Annotated in this window: 15 protein-coding genes; 5 read left to right on the forward strand and 10 right to left on the reverse strand. The window is 60.1% G+C overall.

What is annotated here, in order from left to right; translation table 11 throughout:
• Positions 1-88 precede the first annotated feature (88 nt).
• On the forward strand, positions 89-1,936 hold the full coding sequence (locus VFW93_RS11095; protein ID WP_329694054.1) for a serine hydrolase: 1,848 nt from the start codon (positions 89-91) through the stop codon (positions 1,934-1,936).
• A gap of 67 nt (positions 1,937-2,003) precedes the next feature.
• Here VFW93_RS11095 and pstS read toward each other — a convergent pair whose 3' ends face one another.
• The 6 genes from pstS to VFW93_RS11125 all read right to left on the reverse strand — a co-directional run bounded on the left by pstS (position 2,004) and on the right by VFW93_RS11125 (position 9,214).
• A complete protein-coding gene (gene pstS / locus VFW93_RS11100; RefSeq protein WP_414639654.1) occupies positions 2,004-3,041 on the reverse strand; it encodes a phosphate ABC transporter substrate-binding protein PstS in 1,038 nt (345 codons plus the stop codon).
• Between the two features lie 112 nt (positions 3,042-3,153).
• On the reverse strand, positions 3,154-3,711 hold the full coding sequence (gene pal, locus VFW93_RS11105) for a peptidoglycan-associated lipoprotein Pal (protein WP_329694056.1): 558 nt from the start codon (positions 3,709-3,711) through the stop codon (positions 3,154-3,156).
• Positions 3,712-3,815: 104 nt separating this feature from the next.
• Entirely contained in the window at positions 3,816-5,150 is a 1,335-nt protein-coding gene (locus tag VFW93_RS11110) for an ATP-binding protein (protein WP_329694057.1), read from the reverse strand.
• Between the two features lie 4 nt (positions 5,151-5,154).
• Positions 5,155-5,814 carry a response regulator transcription factor gene (locus VFW93_RS11115; RefSeq protein WP_329694058.1) on the reverse strand — a complete coding sequence of 220 codons (660 nt, stop codon included), beginning with the start codon at positions 5,812-5,814 and terminating at the stop codon, positions 5,155-5,157.
• Positions 5,815-6,216: 402 nt separating this feature from the next.
• Positions 6,217-6,978, reverse strand: coding sequence for a trehalose-phosphatase (gene otsB / locus VFW93_RS11120; RefSeq protein WP_329694059.1), 762 nt, complete (start codon positions 6,976-6,978; stop codon positions 6,217-6,219).
• 1 nt (position 6,979) lies between these two features.
• Positions 6,980-9,214 carry a trehalose-6-phosphate synthase gene (locus VFW93_RS11125; RefSeq protein WP_329694060.1) on the reverse strand — a complete coding sequence of 745 codons (2,235 nt, stop codon included), beginning with the start codon at positions 9,212-9,214 and terminating at the stop codon, positions 6,980-6,982.
• 95 nt (positions 9,215-9,309) lie between these two features.
• On the opposite strand from VFW93_RS11125, the gene VFW93_RS11130 reads away from it, so the two are divergent.
• The gene (locus VFW93_RS11130) at positions 9,310-11,121 is read left to right on the forward strand and encodes a glycoside hydrolase family 15 protein (protein ID WP_329694069.1); all 1,812 of its coding nucleotides are present in this window, start codon (positions 9,310-9,312) and stop codon (positions 11,119-11,121) included.
• Positions 11,122-11,194: 73 nt separating this feature from the next.
• Positions 11,195-12,019 carry a mechanosensitive ion channel family protein gene (locus VFW93_RS11135; protein ID WP_329694061.1) on the forward strand — a complete coding sequence of 275 codons (825 nt, stop codon included), beginning with the start codon at positions 11,195-11,197 and terminating at the stop codon, positions 12,017-12,019.
• A gap of 302 nt (positions 12,020-12,321) precedes the next feature.
• Here the strand turns inward: VFW93_RS11135 and VFW93_RS11140 are convergent, their stop codons facing one another.
• Positions 12,322-12,846 (reverse strand): MarR family winged helix-turn-helix transcriptional regulator, encoded by a 525-nt coding sequence (locus VFW93_RS11140; RefSeq protein WP_329694062.1) that lies wholly within the window; start codon positions 12,844-12,846, stop codon positions 12,322-12,324.
• A gap of 155 nt (positions 12,847-13,001) precedes the next feature.
• Between VFW93_RS11140 and VFW93_RS11145 the strand changes: the two genes are divergently transcribed.
• Positions 13,002-14,264: a chloride channel protein gene (locus tag VFW93_RS11145; RefSeq protein ID WP_329694063.1), complete on the forward strand. Its 1,263-nt coding sequence runs from the start codon at positions 13,002-13,004 to the stop codon at positions 14,262-14,264.
• A gap of 5 nt (positions 14,265-14,269) precedes the next feature.
• On the opposite strand, the gene VFW93_RS11150 is transcribed toward VFW93_RS11145, so the two are convergent.
• The 3 genes from VFW93_RS11150 to VFW93_RS11160 are packed head-to-tail and all read right to left on the reverse strand — an operon-like array spanning position 14,270 to position 16,872.
• On the reverse strand, positions 14,270-15,118 hold the full coding sequence (locus VFW93_RS11150; RefSeq protein ID WP_329694064.1) for an SDR family oxidoreductase: 849 nt from the start codon (positions 15,116-15,118) through the stop codon (positions 14,270-14,272).
• Between the two features lie 3 nt (positions 15,119-15,121).
• Positions 15,122-16,066, reverse strand: a complete 945-nt coding sequence (locus tag VFW93_RS11155; protein WP_329694065.1) for a 3-hydroxyacyl-CoA dehydrogenase NAD-binding domain-containing protein — start codon at positions 16,064-16,066, stop codon at positions 15,122-15,124.
• A 59-nt stretch (positions 16,067-16,125) separates the two neighbouring features.
• Positions 16,126-16,872, reverse strand: a complete 747-nt coding sequence (locus VFW93_RS11160) for a 4'-phosphopantetheinyl transferase family protein (protein ID WP_329694066.1) — start codon at positions 16,870-16,872, stop codon at positions 16,126-16,128.
• A gap of 278 nt (positions 16,873-17,150) precedes the next feature.
• On the opposite strand from VFW93_RS11160, the gene VFW93_RS11165 reads away from it, so the two are divergent.
• Positions 17,151-19,929: amino acid adenylation domain-containing protein (locus tag VFW93_RS11165; protein ID WP_329694067.1), on the forward strand; the 2,779-nt coding region annotated here is incomplete at its 3' end.

Below are 19,929 nucleotides of genomic sequence, written 5' to 3' on the forward strand. Positions count from 1 at the left end.
TTGACGTGCACTTCATTCCTAGGGATGGCAGGCGAGGGGAGACAGGCAGACAGTGGCCACTCTTCTCAGCCCCTAAAGGAGTGGAACCATGTTTCAGGCGTATCACGGGGTCACCAGTACCCAACACCAGACGAACTTCAACAACCTGAGTGCGCAAGGCTTCAGGATGATCTCTCTCAGCGTCTACGGGGATCCCGGTGACGCGCGCTACGCCGCAGTCTGGGTGCAGCGGCCCGGCACGGCCTGGGTGGCGGTGCATGGCGTCAACAGCGAGGGCTATCAGTCTTTCTTCAACAACTGGACGGCCAAAGGCTATGTACCCAGCCTGGTGTCTGCGACGGGCACCGCCGGCAATGCGGTCTTTGCGGCCGTGTTCGAGCAGGGCATTGGTGGTGCCTGGATGGCGCGCCATGGCGTGACGGGCGGCTCAGAGAACGCTGTCGGTACCTTCCAGAACCTCAACAAGACGGCGTACAAGCAGCGCATGATGCTGCGCTCCGTTGCCATCTATGGCACACCGAGTGACCGTCGGTACATGGCCGTCTGGCACGCCAATCCGAACTTCGTGAAGTGGCATGTGCACCCATCGGACACGGGTGAAAGCTACCAGGATGTGTTCAATGCCGAAGTGCAGTTGCCGGGTTATCAGCTCTCTGGCTATCGCCCCTCGTATGTGGCGGTGTCCAGCGACCACATGTATTGCTCCGTGTTCAAGGACGATGTGGTGGGCCCCTGGGTGGCGCGGCACGGCATGAGTGCGGCCGACTATCAGGCCGAGTTCGACAAGCAGAAGGCCGCCGGTCTCTACCCGATCTGCGTACAAGGTGGTGGAACGGGCTCCGACACGCGCTACGCGGCCATCTTTGCCAAGCAGGACGTCCCCATGGCCCGCCAATGGTCGGCAACCGGCACGCCCGTGGCTGGCCTGGCAGGGCTGGACCACGCCATGCAGACCTTCATGCAGGCCCATGGCGTGCGTGCCGCCCAACTGGCCATCGGCAAGAACGGCGTCAGCAAGTTCTCGCGAGCCTACACATGGGCTGAACCTGGCTACCGGGTCACGCAGCCCTCTGATCGGTTTCTGCTGGCCAGTTGCAGCAAGATGTTCCTGGAGGCTGCCATTCAGGCCTTGTACGACAGCAAGCACCTTACCCCGGCGACCAAGGTGTATCCGCTACTCGGCTTCTCGCACCCCGCGGACCCGCGCAGCGACAACATCACGGTGCAGCAACTGCTGGATCACATGGGTGGCTACGACGACACGGGCACGGGCTCCGGCTTCGACCCCACCTACAACATGCGCAAGATTGCGTTGGACATGAATCTGGGCCGGCCTGTGACCAAGCTGGATGTGGCACGCTACATGTACGGCCGCGCGCTGGATTTCGCGCCAGGCACCAACAACAAGTATTCGAACTTCGGCTACCTGCTGGCGGGGGCGGTGATCGAGAAGGTCACGAGCAAGACCTACTTCGAGTTCGTCAAGAGCACTTTGTTGCAGCCCGCCGGCATCACGGAGGTGGATGTGTTCCCGACCCTGGCTAACAAGCGCAGCAGCCACCACGCCATCGCGGAAGACGAAGGCCTGGGCAAGAGCCCGCTGGATCTGGCGTCCAACCGTTTGATCCCGGCTGTCTATGGCGGTGATGGCGAGATCAACGAAGTGGGCGACCCCAACGACGGCACCGCTGCATCCGCGCACGCCATGGTGCAGTTCATCCACTCGCATGCGGTGTGGGGCAATGGGCCAAGAGCTGCAGGTGCTGCGCGCTCAGGCAGCACACCGGGTGCATCCACGCTGGCGGTCTCGCGGGCCGATGGCGTGGACTGGGCTTACACGATCAACACCAGGGACTGGGCGCCTGGCGTGTCACCCACGCTGGATGACCTGGGCAACTCGCTGACGCACATACTGGATACGACGGCGATTGGGTAAGGGCACGCTTCAGCGGCGCGCGGACGGCCGTCGACGCGGCGCTGAAGCAAGCACGGCGACATGGCCGTTATTTGGCTGATACGGCTTTTCCGTCAGCGCCCTTGATGTTCTGCCAGAGCTTGTGAATCAGTGGCTTGACCGAGCCGGGCATCGGTACATAGTCGAGTTCCGATGCCATCTTGTCGCCGTTGGCATAGGCCCAGTCGAAGAACTTCAGTGTGGCACTGGCTTGAGCGGGCTTGTCCTGCACCTTGTGCATGAGAATGAAGGTTGCGCCGCTCAGTGGCCAGGCATTGGCGCCAGGCTGATTGGTCAGAATCTGGTAGAAGGACTTGTTCCAGTCCGCGCCAGCTGCCGCCGCCTTGAATGATGCATCGGTGGGTTCGATAAAGCGGCCTTCCTGGTTGGCCATCAGGACGTGCGACATGTTGTTCTGCTTTGCATAGGCCGACTCAACGTAGCCAATCGAGTTTTCCAGTCTTTGAACAAATGCCGAGACGCCCTCATTGCCTTTCCCGCCTGAACCGACAGGCCAGTTCACAGCAGTGCTTTCGCCCACTTTTGCCTTCCATTCAGGGCTTACCTTGGAAAGGTAGTTCGTGAAGATGAAGGTGGTGCCAGACCCATCTGCGCGCCTGACCGCCGCGATAGGGGCATCGGGCAATGCAACATCACGGTTCAGGGCTTTCAAGGCGGCGTCGTTCCAGCGCGTGATCTTGCCGAGATAGATGTCTGCCAGCAGGGGGCCTGTCAAGCGAAGCTGTCCGGGTTTGATCCCCTTGATGTTGACCACGGGCACAACACCGCCAATGACGGTAGGAAACTGCAGCAAGCCATCCTTGTTGAGATCATCGTCCGTTAGCGGCATGTCTGATGCCCCGAAGTCCACCGTCTTGCCTTTGATCTGTTTGATGCCGGCACCGGATCCAACCGACTGATAGTTCACCTGTCGTTGGGTTGCTTTTTGATAGGCACCCGCCCATTTGCTGTAGATGGGTGCAGGAAATGAGGCACCGGCGCCGGTGATGTTTTGAGCAAAGGCTGCGGGCAGGCCTGCGCAGAAGGCCAGGGCCGTTACAACGTGGATGGAGCGAGGTGTAGGCATGTTTGAAAAAACGAGGGTAAAGGTTTCTCGATCATGAGGCGGCACCATGACAGGTGTGTGTCAAGGTCCTGCTTGCTTGTCCATCCAGCCATAACCAGATGCCCTTGAATGCCTAGTGCTTGCTGCTGTGCACGAAGTCCGCGCGGCGATTCTGCGACCAGCAGGATTCCTCCGGGCAGGTGGCCTTGGGCTTTTCCTTGCCAAAGCTGATGGTCTCGATTCGGTCGTCGGGGGCGCCCAGCACCAGCAGTGCCTTGCGCACAGCCTCTGCGCGTTTTTGCCCCAGCGCCAGGTTGTACTCGGCGCCGCCGCGTTCATCCGAGTTGCCTTGCAGCACCAGTCGATCTCCGGCTTGCGTCTTCAGGAAATCGGCCTGTCGTTGAAGCATGTCCGTGTACTCGGGCTTGACGGTGTAGTCATCGAAGTCAAACAGGACGCTCATGTTGTTGAGGTCGGCTCTCGTCTTGCGGACCAGCGCGGCCTGACGTTCTGCTTCGATTTGAGCCTGCTTGACAGCGCTGGCCTGCGCATCAGTTGAAGCAGGTGCCGAGGCGTTTCGTGGGGCTGAAGAAGTCGAGGCAACGGGGGCTGATGCCTTCAGCGAGGGGGTGTTGCTGCACGCTGCGAGCATGGTGACAAATGATGCTGTCGCAATGAGAGAGAGTCGCATGTTTTTCCTTGGCAAGTCGATCTTCTACAGTCCTGCCTCAACAGGACGAGTGCGCAGCATTGTGAAGAACAATACTTAGGCGAGACTTAATGCGTGCAAGGCCCTCACGTCACCTTGAAGCGCACTTGAACGCGCAGGCCGCCCAGGCGCTCCGACTTGTCGATCAACACCTTGGCCCCATGTGCATCGGCGATGGCCTTGACAATGGCCAGGCCCAAACCACTGCCCTCTGCGCCAGAACCTTGAAGCCGATAGAACCGATCAAGCACCCGATCGCGATCGGCCTCGGGAATGCCGGGGCCGTTGTCTTCCACGGACAAGACCGTTCCGGATGGCGTTTGCCTGACGTCGAGATCGACGGTGCCACCTGAGGGTGTGTACTTGATGCTGTTGTCCAGCAGGTTGCGAACCAGAATGCGAAGCGCATCCGGATCGCCAGTGACCATGGCTCGGTTGGCCTGGTGTACACCCAGATCAATCTGACGCGCTTGTGCAAGAACGAGCACATCGGTCAGGGCCAGCAGTCCTGTCTGGGCCAGATCCATGCCTTGCATCTCCACCCCGGCGGTGGCGCATGCTTCCTGACGCGCCAGAACCAGAAGCTGGTCTACCAGGTGCGCAACGCGATCAATCCCGGAAGTCAATCGTTTGACCGCGAGCTTGCGGGCGTCTTCGTCAGCCGCGCGTTGCAACCCTTGCACCTGGATCTTGAGTGCCGTGAGGGGAGAGCGCAACTCGTGTGCGGCATCGGCCACGAAGCTCTTCTGGGCCTCGAAGGCCTGCCTGACTCGCTCGAGCAGGAGATTGAGGTCATCAATCAAGGGGCGGACTTCTTCGGGCAGGCCCACCGGCATCACGGGAGACAGATCATCGGCCTTGCGCGAAGCCATTTGCGAACGCACGTTGGCGATCGGTGCCAGGGAGCGACTCACGACCAACCCGACCACCAACATCAGAAACGGCGCGGTCAGCATGCCGGGCCCAACAGCGTGCCACGCCAAGGTGCTGGCCATGTCCCGGCGCGCCGCCATGTCTTGCGCGACCTGGATGGTCTCGTGCGCGGTGGTGAGCAAATAGACTCTGTAGATGCGGGCGTCCAGCGTCCTCACGTCCGAGAAGCCTGGCGTCGAGGGCTTGCGCAAGGTGCGGTGTGCGGCTGACTGGAAGATGGGAACGCCCTTCGCGTTCCACATCTGAACCACAAAGTCTTCGTTGGCTCGATCGGTGCTCGATTCGACGTTGGGTTTCGCGTTGACCAGTGGCACGCCAGAGCGCAGCGACATCGCCATCTTCTGCATGTGGCGATCGAAGATCACATCGGCTTGGGCCAGCGCGCTCTTGTAGGCCGTCACGGCCTGAATCACGGTGGACAGGGTGATGGCGCCGAGCAGGATGCCCAGCAGGCGATGTCGAAGCGAGTGAGAGGCGAGGGGCTTCATGCCGTCAGGCCTTTGGCACCATGTAGCCTACACCCCGAACGTTCTGGATCAAGGAAGCGCCCAACTTCTTTCGCAGGCCGTGGATATAGACCTCGACGGCGTTGCTCAGGATGCCGTCTTCCCAGCCGAAGATCTTTTCTTCCAGTTGGGCCCTGGACAGAACGGCGCCAGGCCTTGCCAGCAGCGGTTCCAGCACCGCCCACTCGCGGGACGACAACACGACGGCCTGACCGTCTACGGTGACCTCGCGGGTGTTGGGGGCGATGACCACCCCCATGTGTTCGTAACGATGCTCGGCACGCCCCGTGGCGCGTCGCAGCAGGGCTCTGACTCTGGCCAGAAGTTCGCCGAGATCATAGGGCTTGAGGACATAGTCGTCGGCGCCGGCATCCAGGCCCGCAATGCGCTGATCGACGGCGTCTCTGGCCGTGGTGATCAAGACGGGGGTGTTTGCCTTGCGGGCACGCATGGCCCGCAGTACGTCGACACCGTCCATGCCGGGCAGACCCAGATCGAGCAACACCAGATCGTATGCTTCGGTTCGGAGCAGGTTGTCGGCCAGCAGCCCGTCTTTGACCCAATCGACGGCGTAATGCTCGGCGCGGAGGATGTCCAGCACAGACTCTCCGATCATGTGATCGTCTTCCACCAGGAGCAGCCTCATGTCGATTCTCAGATTGGGTTGCACATCCACAGCATGAGGCTGGACTATGCATCCAGCCACTTAGGTGAATCTTAAGAAAGACGGGCGTGTGTGCAGGCTGAGCCGAGGCTGTCTTCAACTGGTGCGCACGATAGTTGACATAATATACATCGTAGCAAATAAACTATCCGGAAAAGCTCAGGCCTTGGCTATGGGGATTACCAACGACAGGCCTCAACGACCTGTTCACGATAGTAAGTTGGCAAATGCCGTCCACGCCGCGCTCAAACCCGCCAACACAAAAAAACGGAGCCCCGAGGGGCTCCGGTCAAAGTCGCTCCAGTTGCTTGACATGACATCAAGTTAGCCAGAGCTGACATTGTATTTGTACAAATGCTATTTTCAGCAAAAACAGAATGGAATTCATTCGGCAGACATCAGCGCCACCTGCATGAGCTCAAGCATGGCTGGCAAGTCGCTCACGCTGTCCAGGAAGTATTGCGCTTGGGAGCTTGGATCGTCTCGCCCCACGCGAACTGTCAGCCAGTTCGCTTCACCGCGCGCGAAGACCGGCTCGTCATTGACGTCATCCCCGACAAAAACGGCGCATACTGCCTGGCTGCGCTCAACCAGTGAAGCCAAGGCCTGGGCCTTGTCGTTGGCCGATTTCGCAACCACATTGACGACGCACTTTCCTCCAAAACTCATCAACCCCGGGTTCAGATCAACCAAAGCTTCGGTGATGGCGTCTGCAGCTGCAGATCGATCGCGCGCGAGGCGGTAATGTAATGCCAACGAAGCACCCTTGTCCTCCAACGTGACGCCAAGCTGCTGCCACACGTCCCTGAGGCCGTGCAAACGCGTGCGAAGCCCATCCATGGCATGAAAGTGTGTATCCAACAGGGGGAACGCCGGATCTTCCGCCCCATGATTGCCGATCACATAGGTCGGTTCAAAATGCAGCCTGTCCAGAACGTCGCTCACGCAGCGTCCTGAAATGATGGCGATGTGCAGACTGGCCGAAAGCGCCTTGAGGCGTCGCGCCACAGGCATGGGCACCTTGGCATCATCGGGCCTGGCAACAATTGGCGCCAAGGTGCCGTCAAAATCAAAGGCCAGCAGTGGCCGACGTTTCACGATGGCAGTAAGCGCTGCCTCGCCTTCAGGTGAGAGTAGATGCTTCATATCAGCTGCTCATATGACGTTGCACGCGGGCTTCAATGCGCTCCCTCAGTCGCCAACGGCTTGCATCGGCCAGCATGCGACCAGCCCATCTGTAGACGTTGTACTCCCGAACCGTCATTCGGAGACTGGCCATACGCTCATGTTGCTCGGCTGTTGGCATGTTTGCAGCCCGGTGCAAGGCATCAGCCGTCTCTTCAACATGATAGGGATTCACGATCAGGGCTTCGGGCATCTCACGGGCTGCGCCAGCAAAGCGGCTGAGAATCAACACGCCTTGTTCATCGTCGCGAGCGGCAACGAATTCCTTGCAGACCAGGTTCATGCCATCGTGCAGGCTGGTGACAACACACATGTTGGCGGCGCGGAACAATTCGTTGACCGCTTCGTGCTCATGGTGTTGCGCCAAAAGGTGAACGGGTTGATATCCAGCTTGGCCATATCGCTTGTTGATGCGATCGGTGACGCGGTGGATACGCTCTTGAAAGGTTCGGTATTCCTCCAGCGAAGAACGCGTGGGCGCCGCTACCTGAACAAACACGAAACGGCCAATCCACTCAGGATGTTTTTCGAGCAAGCGCTCCACCGCATGCAGGCGCTCCAGAATGCCCTTTGTGTAATCGAACCGATCGACCCCAACCGCCAGGCACGTATCAGGCGCCAGACCCAACCTGGCAAAGACCTGACTGCGACATGTGGCCACACTGGGCCAGGACAGCGTCTCGGCTTCGGAGGGCCACGCAATGGAAATGGGGTAGCTTTCCACCAGGGTTTCTTCGTCATGGAAGGAAATGGTCGAGTGCTCTTGCTCGATGCGCGCCTCCAGAAACCGGTCCACCGTTTCCATGAAGTTCTTGCAATGAAACCGGGTGTGAAAGCCCAGAATCGTGCTGCCAAGCATGCCTTGCAGAATTTCGCGCCGCCACGGGCATATGCCGAATGACTCCGGGTTGGGCCAAGGGATATGCCAGAAGGTCAGGATCGTGGCCCGCGGCAACTGGGCCCGGATCATCGCGGGCAACAGCGCGAAGTGGTAATCCTGCACCAGGACGACGGGATCTTCGCCCTTCGCTTCTGCCACTACCGCGTCCGCAAAACGCTGATTGATGGCTCGATATGCCTCCCAGTCCGATTCGCGGAACACCGGGCGAACATGAGCGACATGGCACAAAGGCCACATGCCTTCGTTGGCAAAACCATAGTAATAGCCTTGCTCTTCTTCTGGTGTCATCCAGATGCGGCGCAACAGGTATTCCCCACTGTCTGGTGGAACACTGACACGGTCGTCGGCATCAACCACCTGTGCATCGGCTGAACCGCTGCCATGTGCTATCCAGGTGCCCGAGCAGGCACGCATCACGGGCTCGACGGCCGTCACGAGCCCGCTGGCTGGCCGTTTGACGACAATGCCGTTGGGCCCCTCTTCGTGGATGTACGGCTCACGATTGGAGACAACGATGAGTTGATCTCCCCGCAACTGCATGCGCAACAACGATCTCAGGCGCTCTGGATCCCACTCCGTCACAGGGCCTTGGCTGCGGCGGAACTCGTCTTCCAGATCCCGCAAGCGTGAACGTATCTCGCTGGCAAAAGGCTGTAACTCAGGTGTATTGGCAACCATGGGAGAAAGAATGCCCTCCCCTCGCAATATCGCCTGCATACCTGACACCCAGCCACGCCAACTGATCTGAGCCACGACGACGGTAATCAAAGCGATGCCCAGTGCCAGGCTCGTGATGAAGATCACCAGATAGCGTCGGGTGTCCTCACTGCGCCGAGCAATGAAGCTCAGATCGTGCAGCAGCACCAGATGACCGGTCATGCCTGGTCCCATGCCGACAGCATGGGCGCCTACGTGAACGGCACCTGAACTCAGGTCCAGTTGGGGGTTGTCTTTCCTGGAAATGTCCCTTGCCTTGTCGCATCGCAGCGAGTCTGGAAACGCCCCCGTTCGCATCAACAACTCCCCTTGAGGCGAGCAAAGGCCTATTGCGACAAGTCGCTCATCCTGGACAGCACGGTCGAACAGAGCCTGCAATCGCGTTGCCTTGCCATCGACAGCGGCATCCAGAATGGAGTCGGACAAGGTATTGGCGACCAGTTCGCCGCGTATGTTGAGATCGCGGGCGAACCAGCGCAATGTCAGCCTGTCCATCACGGGCAGAGCCACGAATGCAGCCGCAAGCAAGATGCCCAACAGCGGCAGAAGAAAGCGCAATTGAAGCCGGATTGTTTTCATTGACGTGGACTTTCCCCAAGATGCCATATCAGCAACAGCGCGACGATCAAGGAAGTCCTTCACTGTTTCAATGGTTTCATTATATATTTGTACAAATGCAAAGTACTGAAGCAAAGCTGAGGCACCTGTCGATGAACATGGCCGTCATCGGCAACTGTTCCGTCAGCGCATTGATTGACACGCAAGGCGACGTGGTCTGGTGTTGCATGCCACGCTTCGATAGCCCACCCGTATTTCATGCCTTGTTGGGCACATCCTCCGGTGATGGCGAGGCTGGCCGATTGCTCGTCGAGCTTGAGAACATGGTGCGCGCCGAGCAGGCCTACGATCAAGGTACCGCCATTGTGCGCACGCGATTGTTTGATACGCAAGGCCAGGCGATTGAGATCACCGACTTTGCGCCGCGGTTCTACCAACGCGATCGCATGTTCAGGCCAGCACAGTTGGTGAGGCGCATTCGGATACTTCACGGCCATCCCCGTGTGCGCATCGTGGTCAGGCCTGGTGGCGACTGGGGGCAAAGCGAGCCAGAGGTGTCGCGAGGCAGTAACCATTTGCGCTACGTCTTGCCCGGCGTCACCCTGCGTCTCAACACGAACGCGCCCCCAACCTACGTGGCGGAAGGCACTTGGTTCACCCTTCATGAACCCATCAGCCTGATTTTTGGGCCTGACGAAACGCTGACAGCAGGCATAGAAGAGACCGCTAGGGATTTCGAAGAGCAAACAGCTCAACATTGGCGCCATTGGACTCGGCGCCTGGCTGTGCCTTTGGAGTGGCAAGACGCCGTGATTCGATCAGCGATCACGCTCAAGCTGTGCCAGTTCGAAGAAACCGGCGCCATCGTGGCCGCCATGACCACCAGCATCCCTGAGGCCGCAGACAGTGGTCGAAACTGGGATTACCGGTATTGCTGGTTGCGTGATGCCTTTTTCGTGGTGCGCGCGCTGAACAGCCTGTCTGAAGTCGGCACGATGGAGGAGTATCTGCGCTGGCTGCATGACGTGGTCAGCGGTGCAAGTGGGCATGTTCAACCACTCTACGGCATCGGCCTGGAACGCACGCTGACCGAGCGGATCCTGCCGAACCTGCCTGGCTATCGGGGTATGGGGCCGGTGCGGGTGGGCAATCAGGCCTACGAACACTTCCAGCATGATGTCTACGGCAACATTGTCTTGGGGGCCGCGCAGGCCTTTCATGATCACCGCCTCTTCCGGCGCGCAGATGCAAGAGACTTTCACCTTCTCGAAACCATGGGGGAAAAAGCCTGGCATTTGCATGATCAGCCAGATGCGGGCATGTGGGAGTTGCGCACTCGCGCCAGGGTTCACACATCTTCATCGCTGATGTGCTGGGCGGCGTGTGACCGACTGGCCAAAATTGCATTCAGCCTCGCGCTGCCTGAACGCGCCATGCACTGGCGTACCAGAGCCGACTTGATTCACCGTCGCATCATTGAATGCGCCTGGAGCGAGAAGCGACAAGCTTTTGTCGAGAGCTTTGGCGGATCTGAGCTGGATGCGAGCGTGCTCCTGATGGCAGAAGTCGGCTTTCTGCCGGCGCACGATGCTCGTTTCGTGAGTACGGTGAACGCATTGGAGTCCACGCTGTGCGACGGGCCTTACATGCGCCGCTATGAAGCGGAGGATGACTTCGGTCGGCCGGAGTCCGCGTTCAATGTGTGCGCATTCTGGCGTGTTGATGCACTCGCGCGCATTGGCCGTGTGCAAGAAGCGCGCGAATGTTTTGAAGCACTGATGGCCCGTCGTAACCACGTTGGCTTGCTATCGGAAGACATGGACAGGAGAACTGGCGAGTTGTGGGGCAACTTCCCTCAAACCTACTCCATGGTAGGCATCATCAATTGCGCTGTGCAGCTGTCAGCGCCGTGGGACAGTGCTGTCTAGCCTGATCCTGTCATGTCTGGATAGCGAAATGCCGACAGATTTTCTTGAGTGGATAACAAGTGATTTTCATAACGTGGACAACGGTATCAAGAGCGGGCTGCGTATCGTGTTGATCATCGTTGCAGCCTGGTGGGCCATCGCCATCGTCCAGCGTGCCGTCCGCGCCTTGCGCATCCGCATCGCAACCCGATTTGGGGACCGGGAAGCGGTTCAGCGCGCGGAGACCTTGGGGCGCGTTTTTCGCTACATGGCTGCCGTGGCTATTTCACTGGTAGCCGGGATGCTGATCCTGTCCGAGTTGGGCATTTCGGTGGCACCCATTCTGGGGGCCGCAGGCGTTGTGGGGCTCGCTGTTGGCTTTGGTGCGCAGGCACTCGTCAAAGACTTCTTCACAGGCTTTTTCCTGTTGATTGAAAACCAGATCCAGCAAGGTGATGTCGTCCAGTTGGGTGATCATGCGGGCCTGGTGGATGAAGTCACGCTGCGTTACGTGCGCCTGAGGGACTACGATGGCAATGTGCACTTTGTGCCCAATGGCACGATCACCAGTGTCGTCAACATGAGCAGAGGCTTTGCCTATGCCGTGGTGGACGTGAGCGTGTCTTACCGCGAGGACTTGTCTCGCGTGATGAGGGTCATGCGAGAGACGGCCGCTGGCTTGCGGGCCGATCTGGATTTTCTGGGCCGCATCCTGGAGGATTTTGAACTGGCGGGGGTGGAGCGCTGGGCCGACTCAGCCATTGTCGTTCGGGGGCGATTCAAGGTGGCGCCACTTCAGCAATGGGATGTGAGGCGCGCTTACCTGTTGCGGCTCAAGCTTCGATTTGATGCAGAAGGAATCGAAATACCCTTCCCTCAGTTGGCCATCCACACCGGATCCACGGCACTCAAGGTTTGATACTTTCTCGTCGCCCTCGATATTTGAATATACATTTTCACCAATTTAGTGCGCCTGCAATCACAACATGCCATTCCATAAATGGCGGCAACGCTACGGCGCCCGAACCCGAAGCTTCTTCGATTCCTCAATCCAATCGGAGTGCAAGAAATTGCTTGTTAAGCGTGACGCGTGCGTTTTCGACGGGGGCGCAGAAAAGGCCAAGGTTGCAGGCAATGACCAGGTGAAGTGCGCTTGGAGTCAGCGGGATGATCCACCAGCAAATGCACGGGGGAACGTGCATGCCCAATGATCCGGGCCGCTCACAATTGACCCAATGGCGTGTTGGCTGCGCGCTCATCTGCTTCGAGCAAGGCAATGACTTGAGACAGGTCTTTGTCCAGCCGCTTGAGTGTGGCGGGGTCCAATCGTGCCAAGGCATCTGGCAGCACCCCCGAAAATGGTGCAGGCGCCTTCTTGATCAACTTGACGGCTGAGGGCAGTATGTGCAGCGCAACTGCCCGGCCGTCTGTTTCACTCCTGGATGTCATCACCAGATCCTGCTCCACCAGCGCTTTGACAAGGTTGCTGGCAGTGGACTGGTGTATATCCATGGCCTGCGCCAGATCACTCACACCGATGCCCGGCCGCTCCTGGATCAGGCTCAAAGCCCATAGTTGTGCACCACCAATACCAACGCTTTTTTCTACCTGGCGAAAATGTGTTTTGACCGCGTTGAAGACTATCCGAAAGCGGCGCAATACTTGCTTTTGAGTTTCTGCCAGACCATCTTGTCCGGTCCGGGCTTTGGGCGCTGGAATGTCGAGAGGAGCCTTCTTGCTGGTCATGATTTTCAGTTTCGCAGTATCCGGGGCATGCCTTTTTGGCTTCGGCCTGAAGTTACCATGGCCGGGAGTAAGCGGTGAAACGTGAACTGAACTCGGTACGGGTTCTGCAACGAGAGTTCAGCGACTGGCGGCTCTGGTTGTCCAGAGGCCTTGTTGTGGCTGCCGCAGCCGCTGCCGGCGTGACCGTCGTTGCCTTTACCTGGTTGACCGAACACGCTTTGGCCCATTTCTTCAAGCTGCAGAATGCGGTCTGGTGGGCGCCACTGTTGTGGACGCCAGTGTGCGCTGGTGCGATCGTCTGGGCCACGCGCAAGTTCGCGCCAGGTGCGGCGGGTTCTGGCATTCCTCAAGTTATAGCGACGCTGGAGTCGGCCATGCCGCCTTCACAGCGTGGTCTATGGGTGTCCCTGCGCCTGACACTTGCCAAGATCTTGCTGACAGCCTGGGGTGGTCTCGCGGGACTGTCGCTGGGGCGGGAGGGGCCCTCCGTGCAGATCGCTGCTGGGGTCATGGTCAGTGTGCGACGGTGGCTGCCAAAACGGGCGTTGGTCAATGAGCATGGGCTCCTGGTGGCCGGAGGTGCTGCGGGCATTGCTGCGGCATTCAACACGCCTTTGGGAGGGGTGATGTTTGCCATTGAAGAGCTCGCGGGCGCCCCAGAGAAGCGCAACAGCGGATTGCTGATTGCGGGGATTGTTCTGGCTGGCCTGGTATCCATATCGATCAATGGGAACGCAACCTATTTTGGTGTGATCCACGTCGCCCTGGTCAGTTGGTCAACCTTGCTTCCGGGCTTGCTGGTGGCCGTTTTGAGTGGCCTTGCCGGTGGCTTGTTCTCCAGAACACTGATCAACTCGCTTGGCGGACAGGCCGTCGATCGGTTCAGTCAACTTCGCGCACGCAGGCCCATTGTGTTCGCCTGTATGTGTGGGTTGGCCGTTGCGGTGATTGGTGTGGTCACACAGGGCTTGACCTTTGGCAGCGGCTACGGCCATACGCGGGCCATGTTGGAGGGGGATCAGTACACGTTTTCGCTGTACGTGGTGCTCAAGTTTGTGGCGACCTGGTTGACGACCTGGTCGGGTGTGCCAGGAGGGATTTTTGCGCCCGCATTGGCCATTGGTGCCGCTCTTGGAAACGACGTGGCTCATCTGATTGATTTTCACCAGTCCGCCATCCTGATTGCCCTGGGTATGGCGGGCTTCCTGGCTGCGGCGACTCAGGCGCCTCTGACCTCCTTCATCATCGTGATGGAGATGGTGGACGGTCATGCGATGGTGCTCAGCCTGATGGCATGTGCCTTGATCGCCAGCGCCATTTCCAGGGTTGTGAGCAAGCCCCTGTATGGGACCTTGGCCAGTTCTTTGCTCATCCGCGCTTCTCAGAGCGAACCCGTCAAAAACGATGGCGTCGGATGAGCCCATCAACTGCGGCGCTGTGCAAGTTTGTCCAACTGAAACCGCTTGCTCAACACGCGATCCAGCATCCGCGCCGGCACCCATTGTTTGAGGAACGGCAGCAAGCTGCTTTTCTCGCCAAGGCGGATCACGGGCGGGCATGCCGGCCGCTTAAGTTGATCCACCAACAACCCGGCAAACACCTCAGCCGGCATCGCCTTGCTCTGGCTCTCGTTGGCGCGCGCGAGCACACCTTCACGGATCGCCTGGTATGGCGAGTCCGGCGCCAGGCTGACCTGGCCTGCAGCGCTGTCGCCAAAGGATGACTGGATGCCGCCGGGCTGCACGGTGAACACTTGGATGCCCAATGGCGCCAGTTCCATGCGCAAGGCGTCCGACATCGAATTGAACGCCGCCTTGCTCGCGCAATAGGGGCCGGCAAACGGCGTGGTCATCACGCCAGAGACGCTGCTGATGTTGACCACCATGCCGCTGCCACGCGCGATCATGGCCGGCACGACGGCTCTGGTGAGCGCCATCGGTGCAAACAGGTTGACGTCGAACTGCTTTTGCCATTCGCTGTCAGGCACATCGATCAATGGCCCCATCGCGCCGTAGCCCGCGTTGTTGACCAGCACGCCCGCATGAAGGCCCTTGGCCCGCAGTTGTTCGACGACGCTGGCGATGGCGTCTTTGTTGGTGACGTCCAGCGCCATGGTCATGATGCCCTCGCCTTGCAGGTCACGCATGGTGTCCGGCCGCCGCGCCGTGGCGCACACCTGAAACCCGCGCTGGTGGAAGGCTCTGGCAAGCGCCTTGCCAATGCCGGAACCACAACCCGTGATCAGCACGACTTCGTTGGATGAAAGCTTCATGGTTCAGGTCTCGCTGGAAGTTGCCTTCTTCAAGGCACGAAGGATGGCGATCTGTTGTTGGTCCCGCAGGGTGCCCAGTTGATCGATGGTCTGGCTGCCGTAAGCCTGCTCGACGTCTTTGGCCAGGGCCCGCTGCGTGGCGGCCGACAGAAAGACCGGCCTGAGTCTGGTGTGCAGCCAGAGCAGTTGCAGCCCGTTGGCGAACTGCTTGAAAAAGGCGCGGACGCCGCCTTGCCCGCCGCCCAGGTGCGCAGACAGAAACGGGCCGCCCGTGGCCCAGCGCAGGCCCAGTGATTGGGTCACGGCCACATCCAGGTCTTCAGCTGACACCACGCCCTGGCGGACCAGCGCCACCGATTCTCGGATCACGGCCGCCTGAATGCGGTTGGCGACGAAACCGGGGATCTCCTTGTGCAAGACGACCACCCGCTTGCCAAGCGCCTCGTAGAACGCCCTGGCGCGTTGGGTCGATGCCTCCGAGGTCTTGCTGCCAGGCACCACTTCGACCAGCGGAATGAGATGCGGCGGATTGAAGGGATGGCCCACCAGCATTCTTTGCGGGCTGTTCATGGCCTTGGACTGCATGGACGCGGTCATGCCGGAGCTGGACGAGAGCAACAGTGTTTCAGCGCTGCAGTGCTTCTCGACATCTGCCCACAAATGCTGTTTGAAGGCGAGCCGCTCGGGGCCGCATTCCTGAACGACGTCTGCGCCCTTCACCGCCTTGCCCAGATCGGATTCGAACGAGAGCCGGCGGGAATCGGGGTCCAGCGGCAGGCCCAGCTCGGTCATGAAAGGCTGAACACGCCGCAGTTCCGTGCGAACACGCGCTTCGGCGTCGAGGGCCAGGTCGTGCAGGCAGACCGTGTGGCCATGTGCCAGGAACAGCGCCGTCCAGGACGCGCCGATCAGCCCTCCGCCGATCACGGTGATGTTCATTGCCTGCATGTTCACAATCTGAAGATGGGTGTCTGCAGATTATAGGGCTTGGCCGTTGCGCGACGCCATCACGCCCAGTCCGGCAGCCACTCATGCCAGGTGATGGCTGTCGCCCATCGCCCCTTCTGGAACGCCAGCGACATGACCCAGTCGGTGTCCACAACTCGGGTTTCGACGTGCCAATCCGTGGCCGGCAGCCCGCCCAACGCGCAGTTCAGCGTGAACCGATCACCTGACAAGCTGAATGGCACATCGGCTGGTGACATCAACAGGCCCTTGCCGACGGCTTTTGTGCAGGCCTCCTTGAGCGTCCAGTAGTGAAAAAAGGTCTGTGACCGTGCTTCAGCAGGCAGCTGATGCAGGGCATCACGTTCGGGCGGTGCCAGCACGTCGGGGCTGTTGAACAGGGTGTGAAACGACGCGTCGATCTTCTCGACGTCGATGCCAACGCGCGTGCCCCGTGTGATGGCGCATGCGCAGAGTCCGTTGGTGTGACTCAGGTTGAAATCGACCCCCTGCTCTACGTCTTGCAACGGATGCGACAGCACTGGGCGCCCCCATGGGCCTTGCGCAAAACGCAGTGCCGAAGGTGCCACGCCGAGATGCGCGCCCAGCACGTGCCGGAGCATCACATGCGATGCCAGATAGACATGCTGGTCTGCCGGCTTGAGCAGGCGCGCATGACGTGCGCGCTCGTTGGCGTCAAGCAGTTGCCCCTCCTTTGCCTGCAGGACATCGGCGGCAAGGGCATGAGGCGCCAGTGTGAAAACGTCGACCTGCAAAGGTGCCAAGTCGATGGGACGAGCAAGCCTCATGGCGGGGTGGGGATCAGGGCAGACAAGCAGGTGAATTTGCCAGATCTGAAGGCGGCCCGCATCAGAGGCTTCCAGTGTCAGGTGTGACGTCGATTACCCCCTCAAGCGAGTGGCCAGAGGTGATCTGAGGGGCGATTTCAGCGGTTCGGGTTGGAAAACCCTCTGAGATGTTGACATGCTCATTGGTCAACATTGCAACATGTCGGTTCTGCATGAGCCGCCCTTCTTTCCAACACGACAGAACCTTAGCCCCCGGTTCACTTAGCGCAGTAGTTCCCATGAATGACCTGGTCATGCCCTTGATCGATGAGCCATGCAGCGAGTCACCCCATGTGCCCCTCTCTTCGGTTCAACAGGTCATCTGGTTCGATCAGTTGCTCCACCCGGATGTGCCGAACTACCAGATCGGCATGTGCGCAGACATCAAGGGGCCGGTCGATGTTGATGCATTGAACCAGGCGGTTCGTCATGTGGCCGCCCGTCACGATGCGTTGCGCATGGAGGTGGTGGTTCACAACGGCGAGGCCATGCTGCGGGTGCGGCCCTATGCCGACATCCGTGTCGATCTGGTGGACTTGTCCGGCCAGCCCCATGCGCGGGAAGCCGCCATGCGATACGTGCAGGCCGAATTCAGCCGTCAAAGGCCGCTCGAAGGCACTTTGCCCTGGGGCAATCTGCTGGTGCAGTATGGTGAAGACGGCTTCCTCTGGTTGCATCGCTATCACCACCTGATCATTGATGGCTATGGCGTGCCGATGGCGGGCGCCGCCATGGTTGATGCCTACAACCGACTGCTCCAGGGCGAGTCGCTGGACGATCCAACTGCCCCTTCGTATCTGGATTTCCTGAGGGCCGAGAGCGCCTACCTGGGTTCACCGCGTCATGAGCGGGACACGGCCTTCTGGCGTGCACGTTATGCCACCCTGCCCCCGGCCTTGCTCCAGCCGCGCTACGAGATCCCCGGCACGCCGATGGCAGGAAGCGGCAAGCATGTCTGGCACATGCCTCGGGCTGTTTTCGATGGTGTTCGCGCCTATGTGCGGCAGCATGGCCTGACGGAATCGCACTTTTTCCTGGCGCTGATACACAGCTATTTCTCCCGCGTGAACGACGTGGAGGAGCTGGTCATCGGCGTGCCCGTGCACAACCGGACCACCCCTGCGCAACGACAGACGATCGGGATGTTCTCCTCGATGAACCCCGTTGGTGTGGCCGTGGACACCAGCCGGGATTTTCCGGCGCAGATGCAGGCCGTGGCGCGCGAACTCAAGCGTTGCCTGCGCCATCAGCGCCTGCCCATCTCCGACATCAACCGGGTCGTGCAGCTGACGCAAACAGGACGCCGCCAGCTGTATGACATCACGTTCTCGTTCGAGGAGTTTGATGCCGATGTGCAGATGGGTTCAGGCAACCCCAGCTTCTGGACCCTGCACAACGAGCACGAGCAGACCCCGCTGGCCATTGGCGTCAAGAACTACCATCAGGCCGCCGGGGTGCAGATCGAGCTGGTTTACAACCGCGCGTATTTCAACGAGGCCGACATGCTTCGCCTGCATCAAAGGCTGGCGGTCGCGTGCGATGCCGTCTTGCAAGGGCATACCGGCGCCATCAGCGGACTGCCCATCATGGCGGCAGACGAGGCGTTTCAGCTTGTCCACCAGTTCAACGCCACGGACTGCGCTTTTGACGAGCACCTGAGCCTGCATCAGTTGTTCGAGCAGCGTGCCGAGGCACACGCCACCCGCACGGCCGTGGTCGACGATCGGCGGTCTTTGACCTACGGGGAGCTGAACCAGGAGGCCAACAGCCTGGCCAGGCACATGCAGGCGCTTGGTCTGCAAGCCAACGAGCTGGTGGCGCTGGCCATGGCGCGCAGCGCTGACATGGTGGTGGCCTTGCTGGCCGTGCTGAAGTGCGGCGCCGCTTATGTGCCGTTGGATGCGAGCCACCCCGCAGAACGTCTGGACGCCCTGATCAAGGACCTGAGCCCTCGTCTGCTCCTGACCCAATCCACCTTGCGCTCGGGCTTGCCGGCATGCGCTTGCCCTGTTGTGGACGTTGAAACCGTGCTGGCGGCGGTCATGTCGGACGTTCAGGCACGTGGCAACGCGGTGCCTGCAGGTGCGCCTTTCAGCAGCCGCAGTCTGGCCTATGTCATCTACACATCGGGCTCCACCGGCAAGCCCAAGGGGGTGATGAACGAACACCGTGGCGTGGTCAATCGCCTGCAGTGGATGCAGAAGGCGTATGGCCTGACGCCCGATGACCGTGTGCTGCAGAAGACGCCATACGGCTTCGATGTGTCCGTGTGGGAATTTTTCTGGCCTCTGATCACGGGCGCGCAGCTCGTGATGGCACGGCCTGGTGGCCACCAGGATCCGGCCTATCTGGCCGACCTGATCGAGGCTGAAGGCATCACGACCCTGCACTTCGTGCCCTCTATGTTGCAGGCCTTTCTGGCTCACCTGGCGCAACAGGCGCCGGGCCGCTGTGCCGGCATCCGCCGCATCATCTGCAGCGGCGAAGAGCTGCCGTGGGCCTTGACCCAGCAGGTGTTTGACAAGCTGCCTGGGGTGCAACTGCACAACCTGTACGGGCCGACCGAGGCGGCGATTGACGTCACGGCCTGGGAATGCTTGCCCGAGGGTAAGGTGATGGCCGAGTTCGGCAGCCTGGAGCGTGTACGGCGTGTGCCCATCGGTCGCCCGATCGACAACACCCGGATCTACATCCTGGACAAGCAGGGGCAGCCCGTTCCACTGGACGTACCAGGCGAAATCCACATCGGTGGCGTGGGCGTGGCGCGCGGCTATCTCCATCAGCCGGCACTGACGGCCGAGCGTTTCATCCCCGATCCATTTGCGCATAGCGAGCCCGATGCACGCTTGTACAAGACCGGGGATCTGGGGCGCTGGCGCGCCGACGGCGCCATCGAGTACCTGGGGCGGACCGATCACCAGGTCAAGATTCGTGGCTTGCGCATCGAACTCGGTGAAATCGAGTACCACCTCACCCGGCAGCCTGAAGTCAAGGAGGCGGTGGTGCTGGCTGTGCGCA

Source organism: Aquabacterium sp. (genome assembly GCF_036279675.1).
Classification (GTDB): domain Bacteria; phylum Pseudomonadota; class Gammaproteobacteria; order Burkholderiales; family Burkholderiaceae_C; genus Aquabacterium.

Excerpts from the sequence above, each read along its gene's own strand:
- VFW93_RS11095 (WP_329694054.1), top strand. The coding sequence starts at position 89 with ATGTTTCAGGCGTATCACGGGGTCACCAGTACCCAACACCAGACGAAC.
- pstS (WP_414639654.1), bottom strand. The coding sequence starts at position 3,041 with ATGCCTACACCTCGCTCCATCCACGTTGTAACGGCCCTGGCCTTCTGC.
- pal (WP_329694056.1), bottom strand. The coding sequence starts at position 3,711 with ATGCGACTCTCTCTCATTGCGACAGCATCATTTGTCACCATGCTCGCA.
- VFW93_RS11110 (WP_329694057.1), bottom strand. The coding sequence starts at position 5,150 with ATGAAGCCCCTCGCCTCTCACTCGCTTCGACATCGCCTGCTGGGCATC.
- VFW93_RS11115 (WP_329694058.1), bottom strand. The coding sequence starts at position 5,814 with ATGAGGCTGCTCCTGGTGGAAGACGATCACATGATCGGAGAGTCTGTG.
- otsB (WP_329694059.1), bottom strand. The coding sequence starts at position 6,978 with ATGAAGCATCTACTCTCACCTGAAGGCGAGGCAGCGCTTACTGCCATC.
- VFW93_RS11125 (WP_329694060.1), bottom strand. The coding sequence starts at position 9,214 with ATGAAAACAATCCGGCTTCAATTGCGCTTTCTTCTGCCGCTGTTGGGC.
- VFW93_RS11130 (WP_329694069.1), top strand. The coding sequence starts at position 9,310 with ATGCAAAGTACTGAAGCAAAGCTGAGGCACCTGTCGATGAACATGGCC.
- VFW93_RS11140 (WP_329694062.1), bottom strand. The coding sequence starts at position 12,846 with ATGACCAGCAAGAAGGCTCCTCTCGACATTCCAGCGCCCAAAGCCCGG.
- VFW93_RS11150 (WP_329694064.1), bottom strand. The coding sequence starts at position 15,118 with ATGAAGCTTTCATCCAACGAAGTCGTGCTGATCACGGGTTGTGGTTCC.
- VFW93_RS11155 (WP_329694065.1), bottom strand. The coding sequence starts at position 16,066 with ATGCAGGCAATGAACATCACCGTGATCGGCGGAGGGCTGATCGGCGCG.
- VFW93_RS11160 (WP_329694066.1), bottom strand. The coding sequence starts at position 16,872 with ATGAGGCTTGCTCGTCCCATCGACTTGGCACCTTTGCAGGTCGACGTT.